General features: G+C 33.9%; 5 protein-coding genes. All 5 read right to left on the bottom strand.

Translation table 11 applies throughout. From position 1 onward, the window contains the following. The coding region (locus tag ENO17_07100) for an elongation factor Tu (protein HER24796.1) at positions 1 to 98 on the bottom strand (98 nt) is incomplete at its 3' end. A gap of 46 nt (positions 99 to 144) precedes the next feature. Further along, on the bottom strand, positions 145 to 2,208 hold the full coding sequence (gene fusA, locus ENO17_07095) for an elongation factor G (GenBank protein ID HER24795.1): 2,064 nt from the start codon (positions 2,206 to 2,208) through the stop codon (positions 145 to 147). A 159-nt stretch (positions 2,209 to 2,367) separates the two neighbouring features. After that, positions 2,368 to 2,838 carry a 30S ribosomal protein S7 gene (locus ENO17_07090; GenBank protein HER24794.1) on the bottom strand — a complete coding sequence of 157 codons (471 nt, stop codon included), beginning with the start codon at positions 2,836 to 2,838 and terminating at the stop codon, positions 2,368 to 2,370. A gap of 144 nt (positions 2,839 to 2,982) precedes the next feature. Continuing rightward, on the bottom strand, positions 2,983 to 3,366 hold the full coding sequence (locus ENO17_07085; GenBank protein ID HER24793.1) for a 30S ribosomal protein S12: 384 nt from the start codon (positions 3,364 to 3,366) through the stop codon (positions 2,983 to 2,985). Between the two features lie 155 nt (positions 3,367 to 3,521). Then, on the bottom strand, positions 3,522 to 8,299 hold a 4,778-nt coding region (rpoC, locus tag ENO17_07080), incomplete at its 5' end, for a DNA-directed RNA polymerase subunit beta' (protein HER24792.1).

Raw genomic sequence — 8,299 nt, 5'->3', positions numbered from 1 at the left:
GTGATAGCCGAGGTCAAGGTGGTTTTACCATGGTCAACATGACCGATAGTACCCACATTAATATGGGGTTTAGTTCTAACAAATTTTTCTTTTGCCATTTGATTTTTCCTCCTTAAATATTCTTTAAATTTTTTTATTTTACATTTAGATTAATATATCTTTAGTAATATTATCTGGTACTTTTTCGTAATATAAAAACTGCATAGTGGAAGTTGCTCTACCTTGTGAAATTGATCTTAAACTAGTAGTATAGCCAAACATCTCGACTAAAGGTACATAGGCAGTAATAATTTTTACTTTAGCCTTTGTTTCTATTCCCTCAACTTTCGCTCTTCGTGAACTTATATCACTTATCAAATTACCTAAATATTCTTCCGGGGTGACAATTTCCACTTCCATCATCGGTTCAAGAAGTATTGATTTGGCTTTTTTCATACATTCCTGAAAAGCCATAGAGGCCGCGATCTTAAAAGCAATCTCCGATGAATCCACCGGATGATAAGAACCGTCTAATAAAGTAACTTTTATATTAGTGACCGGGTAATTAGCTAATACTCCACTTAACATAGCTTCTTTTACGCCACTTTCTACTGCGGGGATATATTCTTTAGGTATTGATCCGCCAACTATCCTATTAATAAATTTAAAATTATCTTCTTTGTAAGGTTCAACCTCTAAAGTTACATCTCCAAATTGTCCCCTGCCTCCTGATTGTCTGATAAATTTTCCTCTGGCTTGAGCACTTCTCTCGATTGTTTCTTTATAAGCTACTTGTGGTTTCCCTATATTCCCCTCTATCTTAAATTCTCGAAGTAAACGATCTACAATGATTTCTAAATGAAGTTCCCCCATACCCGAAATGATAGTTTGACCGGTATCAATATTATGCGCCCTTTTAAAAGTCGGATCTTCTTCAGATAATTTATCCAAAGCTAATGCCATCTTATCTTGCTCTGCTTTACTTTTTGGCTCAATTGCAATAGAAATTACCGGTTCAGGGAATTTTATCGATTCCAAAATTATAGGATGGTTTACATCACATAAAGTGTCTCCGGTAGTCGACTTTTTTAAACCGATTATTGCCCCAAGATTTCCAGCAGGTATTTCTGTAACATCCTTCTTGTGGTCAGCATGAATCAATACTAATCTATTTATCCTTTCCTTAAAATCTTTAGTTGAGTTATAGACATAAGAACCAGATTTTAATATACCTGAATAGATTCTCACAAAACTCAATTTTCCTATATAAGGATCAGTCATAATTTTAAAAACCAAAGAAGATAATGGTTCGTTCTCTTCGGCTAATCTATTGATCCCTTTCTCGTTTCGGGGATCTATACCCTTAATAGGCGGAACATCTAACGGAGAAGGCAGATAATCTACTACCGCATTTAAAAGCAACTGGATACCTTTATTTTTTAAGGCTGAACCGCATAGAATCGGAACTACTTCATTTTTAATAGTTAATCTGCGAATTGCAGATTTTATTTCATGAGAGGCAATTTCCTCACCTTCAAGATATTTCTCCATAATTTTATCATCAATTTCAGATAGGATTTCTATCATTTTATGATGATATTGATTAGCCAATTCCTGCATATCTTCTGATATAGTAACCTCTCTATAATTTACCCCTAAATCATCTATGTTATAAGAATAGGCTTTCATTTTTATTAAGTCGATAATTCCTTTAAAATTTTCTTCACTTCCCCAGGGTAATTGAATAATTATGGGGTTAGCTCCCAGCTTTTCTTGAATCACTTTTATGACGTGATAGAAATCTGCACCCGACCTATCCATTTTATTAATAAAGGCCATACGGGGAACACCATATCTTTCTGCCTGGTGCCAGACGGTTTCTGTTTGAGGTTCTACCCCTCCTACTGCACAAAATACTGCAACAGCACCATCGAGTACCCTTAAACAACGTTCAACCTCTATTGTAAAATCTACGTGTCCAGGTGTATCAATTATATTAATACGATGATCTTTCCAATAAAGAGTAGTTGCTGCGGAAGTAATAGTAATACCTCTCTCTTTTTCTTGAGGCATCCAATCCATAGTTGCCGACCCCTCATGCACCTCGCCCATCTTATGTACTTTTCCTGTATAGTAAAGTATCCTCTCGGTAACAGTAGTTTTACCGGCATCAATATGAGCCATTATACCAATATTTCTTATTTTATCTAAAGTTAATTTTGTAGACATAATTTGAAAACCTAATTTTATTTCGTATCTTTTTTAATCGTATACCGCTAAAATTAATTAAAGGAATCCGATTCTCTTTATCCAAATATCTTAAATAGGTAGTTGAAAATCTATATTTAAAACTAACGACTATTGATTATTCACTAATGACTAATCAATTTACCACCTGTAATGAGCAAATGCTTTGTTTGCTTCTGCCATTTTATGAGTATCTTCTTTCTTCTTAACCGCTGCTCCCACGCCATTCGCCGCGTCCGTTAATTCTAAGGATAATTTTTCATGCATCGGTTTGCCGGTTTTTTTCCTGGCAAAATTAATGATCCATCTCATCCCTAAAGTTATTCTCCTATCCGGACTTACTTCCACCGGAACTTGATAACTAGCTCCTCCAACCCTTCTTGATTTGACCTCTAATACTGGTATGACATTCTGCAAGGCTTGATTAAATACTTCCAAGGGTTCCTTTTTTGTCTTCTCGGCAGCTATTTCTAAAGCACTATAAAAAATTGCTTCCGCTTTACTTTTTTTACCGTCATACATTAGTTTATTAATAAAAGTTCCTACATTTTTATCATGATATACAGGATCTGGTGCATTTATTCTTTTTACTGCCCTTCTTCTCCTGGACATTATTTATCACCTCTATCTGTTTAAATTAATATTCAATTAAACGGTTAATTGGCTATCTGGTTATCTGGTGAACTGTATTAATCAATTAATCAATTAGTAAACTAACTAACCACGTAACCAAATACCTAAATAACTTAACATTGTTTACTTACTCGTCTTTTTCTGTTTTTTAGCTCCATATCTTGAACGTCCTTGCTTTCTATTTTCTACTCCGGTAGTATCCATAACTCCCCTTATAATATGATATCTAACCCCTGGTAAGTCTTTTACTCGTCCACCTCTTAAGAGTACAATAGAATGTTCTTGAAGGTTATGTCCTATTCCTGGAATATAGGCTGTAACTTCCATATTATTACTTAATCTTACTCGAGTGACTTTTCTCAGTGCGGAATTAGGTTTCTTGGGAGTTATCGTCCAAACCCTAGTACATACCCCCCTTTTTAAAGGACTATTCTGTAAAGAGGGTGTATCAGATTTTTTAAAGACCTTCTTCCTGCCTTTTCTTACTAACTGATTAATGGTAGGCATATCTCACCTTCCTTTGTCTAAATTTATCAACCTGTTATAAATAAAAATACTTTTATATTCTAACAGCATCATTATTTGATGTCAAGCTAAATTATTATAAAAAACCGTATTACATGTTGCGTATAGTATAATATGGATTACTATTCGCTAAATAACTAAATAAGTTCTCCCTCTTGATCTTTTGTGAGATCTGACAACTTCTCTTTTTTTTCTTCGTCTTCTTCCCCAAATAGATCTATCTTTTTTTCTCTCTGCTCTATTTCTGTTTCTTTAAATATTTCTTTTACTTGTTCTTCTTCCTCATGCAAGTAATCAACTTCTACTTTTCCGTATTGATTTAAACCTGTTCCTGCGGGAATAATATTACCAATAATAACATTTTCCTTTAAACCATAAAGTTTATCTATTTTCCCCTTGATAGAAGCATTAGTTAAAACATGAGTAGTTCTCTGAAATGATGCTGCAGATAGAAAACTTTCAGTAGACAGAGAAGCTTGGGTAATACCTTGGATTATAGGCATTCCCACTGCAACAAATTTCTTCCTTTTTATAAATCCCACATTTTCGATGATTTTAATAGATTCATTTTTATGGTTGGTTCTTACTTTTATTAGATCCAAATGTCGGTTACAAATTTCTGTTGCATCGTCCCTGGTTATCTTTTTCCCTCCGCTGATTATCACTTCATCTGTTTCTGGATCTACAATATCCAAAGCTGTAGTTTTCCCCACTGCATTTTCATAAAGGAATTCTAAAGTTCTACCTTCCAATGAAAAATATCTCCCATCTTCTAATGGTAGCTCGCTTAGTTTATACAATAATATTTTTTTAATTAAATTCTTACTTATGATTTGATCTTTGGCTGCAATAATATTTCCGCTTACTGGATCTTTTATATCTTCGCCAATGGGTCGTCCAATAATTTCATCCTTTATGGATTTGATCAATCCATCTCTTATGGATATCTCCTTAGTATCTTTCCATACCTTTATTTGGTTTACCCTTGTTTTGATAATCTTATCCGCTTCTGAGGAAGTAAGTTGTTTGTTTGCATTCACCAAGACTTGAGAATCTTCTGGATTAGTAATAACTTCGGCCGTAATCCGATCTTTTATCTTTTCGTAAATATCCGGTATAGCACAGCTTATTACTCTCACATCATTATTGGCAATTTCTACTCCCATTTCTTTACTAATGATTTGATTGTATTTCATCTTAGAATTAATTGGATTGTCTATTTCAGTGTTGCCTTCTTGAATATTATCTTTAATCTCACCTACTAAAATATTACCCGTTATTCTATCTATAAAGGAATTTTCTCCTTTTACAATTGTAAATTCTTTTTTATCTTGATCTTCAACTATCAGAGAGGTAAAATCGCTGGCTTCAATTTTAGGTATCATTTTATTAGTAATTACTTCTCCTTCTTTCACTATTACCTCACCCGTTTTAATATTTACCAATGAAAAGATAGCTTTTTTATTTTCTAATAATTCTCTGTTCTTCCTATTTATTTCTTCATTTTTTTCTACGACCTTTTTGTTAGCTTTTTCAAAATCTGATACATATACTAATTCTCCAGATAACAAATCAGAATCACGAGCTGATCTGATATAAATCATATTTAAACGAGCAATTTGACGAATGATTGTCTCGACATGCTTATCGCTGATTTTAACTCCTTGTGATCTATATACCGCTTGTATCTCTTTTAATAAATATTCCTGAACCGCCTTAATTCCCTGAATCTTCAAAATATCGTGTGGATCGATAAATCCGACAGTCAATCTTTCTCCGGCGTCAATTTTTTGTCCTTTTTCTACTATTAATCTTAAATCAATTGGAATATTATAAATCTTTTTCTTTTCTTCAATTATTTCTTTATTTTCTTTTGATGTTTCAGGATTAATTACTACCTGTTTCTTATGATCATCATCGGTAATAATTTCCTCAATTATACCGTTTATTTCACTAATTACCGCTTGTTTTTTTGGTTTTCTCACCTCAAAAAGTTGTTCTACCCGTGGAAGTCCCAAGGTAATATCTTCACCGGTTATTTTTACTCCTCCTGTATGGAAAGTCCTTAAAGTTAATTGCGTCCCTGGTTCTCCAATAGATTGAGCAGCAATAACTCCTACAGCTTCTCCGATATTTACTAATTCGCCGGTAGCCATATCTTTACCATAACATTTAACACATATACCATGTTCTGCTCTGCAGGTTAAAACCGATCTAACTTTAACCTCTTTTATACCTGTTTCCGCAATCTTTTTTGCGGCTTTTTCATCAATTTCTTCCCCTAATTTAACCAGTACTTCACCGGTTTTAGGGTCTATTAGCTCTTCTTGAGTTATCCTCCCTACTAACCTTTCTTCTAAAGTCTCGATTACATTTCCGTCATCTTGAAAAGCTCTAATAATTATTCCGTCAGATGTGCCGCAGTCTTCTTCTCTTATAATGGCATCTTGGGCAACATCAACCAATCTTCTGGTTAAATAACCTGATTTTGAAGTTCTAAGAGCAGTATCTGCCAATCCTTTTCGAGCGCCATGGGTTGAAATAAAATACTCTAACACCGATAAGCCATCTCGAAAATTAGACCTAATGGGAAATTCAATAATTTTTCCCGAAGGGTCAGCCATTAAACCTCTCATGCCAGCTAATTGACCAATCTGCCGTTTACTTCCTCTAGCTCCGGAATCTGCCATAATATATAAAGGATTAAATTTGCTTAAGTTCTTTAAAATAGCATCAACCACATCATTGGAAGCCTTGGTCCAGGAATTAACTATTTTCTGTTCTCTTTCGTCATCCATAATCAGTCCGTAATTATATTGCTCTTGAATTTTATCTACTTCTTTTTCGGCTATTTCCAATATCTCATCCTTCTGAGAAGGTATTTCTAAATCTGCTATACCAATAGAAATCCCGGAAGAAGTGGCAAAACTAAAACCTAATTTTTTAATTTTATCTAAAATATCAACGGTTGTTTCTTTTCCATATTTCCGGTAAACAAAAGATATAATTTTTTCTAAGGATTTTTTAGTTATGGTTAAATTGATAAAATCCATATCATCGGGGAATATTTCGTTAAAAATAATTCTGCCAACTGTGGTACTTTTTAAGGAATTATTTATTTTACATTTAATTTTTGCATGTAAATCAATAAAACCATCCTCATAAATCCTTACTGCTTCATTAAAATTACCAATAATTTTTCCCTCACCTTTTTGTCCGCTTTCCCGCATCGTTAGATAGTAACAACCTAAGATTATATCCTGGCTAGGTAAAGCTACCGGTAATCCATTCGCCGGAGATAGTATATTATTCGAAGATAGCATTAAAACTTCTGCTTCAGCCTGAGCTTCAGGTGAAAGAGGAACATGAACTGCCATCTGATCGCCGTCAAAATCCGCATTGAAAGCTGCACAAACTAAAGGATGAATTTGTATAGCATTTCCTTCCACCAAAACTGGTTTGAAAGCCTGAATACCTAAACGATGTAATGTTGGTGCCCGATTCAGTAAAACAGGACGATCTTCTACGATATCTTTTAATATACTCCAGACCTCAGGTCTCCCCTTTTCAACTATTTTTTTTGCCGTTTTAATGTTATGAGCTAAATCCTGAGCTACTAACTCTCTCATTACATATGGTTTGAATAACTCCAAAGCCATCTTTTTGGGTAATCCGCATTGGTAAAATTTTAAATTAGGGCCGGCAACGATTACCGACCTTCCCGAATAATCGACTCTTTTACCCAAAAGGTTTTGTCTAAATCTACCTTTCTTACCTTTTAACATATCACTTAATGATTTTAAAGGTCTATTCCCAGTGCCAAGTACTGCTCGTCCTCTTCTGCCATTGTCTATTAAAGCGTCAACTGCTTCCTGTAACATTCTCTTTTCGTTTTTAATAATAATTTCCGGAGCTCCTAATTCTAGTAATCTTTTTAATCTGTTGTTTCTGTTTATAACTCTCCTGTATAGATCGTTCAAATCAGAAGTAGCAAAGCGCCCTCCCTCCAATTGCACCATAGGCCTTAAGTCAGGGGGGATGACCGGAATTATTTCTAATACCATCCATTCGGGTTTGCAGTTAGATTTACGAAATGCTTCAACTATCTGCAATCTTTTAATAATCTTTTTCGTTTTTTGACCAGTAGTTTTTTTTAACTCTTCGCGAAGTTCCAGAGTTAATCTATCTAAGGTCAACTCCTTTAATAACTCTTTGATTGCTTCTGCTCCTATTCCAGCTTTAAATTCGGGATCATAATTACTTAGAAGGAGCTTCTCTATTTCTAGAATGATTTCTCCTCTTTGGTAAGAAGTTTTACCGGGATGTATCACTATGTAACAAGACTCTTCAATGTTTTGAGTGGCCAATTTCGATCGCAAGGATATATTTTTTTCTTCCTCTAATCTTTTTAAATTAGTTGCAGATATTAAACCGTCAATCTTAGTAATTCGATATTGATCCTCTCTATTTTCTGTTTTTTCTTCTTTAAAATCTTTTATCTCTTCTTCTATTTCTTCTTTTTCTTTTCCATCTTCAGATTCTTCTTCTTTATTTAGAGGGGACAATAGTTCTTTTTGGTAAAAAATTTTACCAAATATTTTCTGTAGATCCTGATCTTCTTTCTCTGATATTACATTGCCTATTTTAGGAGAAAATATTTTAACTTTATTAATATTATAGACTGCTTCAGCAATAAATTTTTCATTATATTTTTTATGAATACGGTATTCTGCTTCTAAAATAATATCTCCTTTTTCTAAATCTGTCCCACCTTTCTCGATGACTTCAAATAATTGTTCTCTTCTTCGATCTGGAGCATAATATAATATCTTCTCCAAATTACGCGGAGAAATGTCTAAAAGTAGAGATAAAGGACTTGGTATTGCTTTAAAATACCAGACATGAGAAACAGGAG

Source organism: Candidatus Atribacteria bacterium (assembly GCA_011056645.1).
Lineage (GTDB): Bacteria > Atribacterota > Phoenicimicrobiia > Phoenicimicrobiales > Phoenicimicrobiaceae > Sediminicultor > Sediminicultor quartus.
The sequence above is the reverse complement of the archived record's forward strand: the minus strand, read 5'-3'. Positions and strand labels throughout refer to the sequence as shown.

Coding starts and splice junctions, on each gene's coding strand:
- fusA (HER24795.1), bottom strand. CDS start 2,208: ATGTCTACAAAATTAACTTTAGATAAAATAAGAAATATTGGTATAATG.
- ENO17_07085 (HER24793.1), bottom strand. CDS start 3,366: ATGCCTACCATTAATCAGTTAGTAAGAAAAGGCAGGAAGAAGGTCTTT.
- ENO17_07090 (HER24794.1), bottom strand. CDS start 2,838: ATGTCCAGGAGAAGAAGGGCAGTAAAAAGAATAAATGCACCAGATCCT.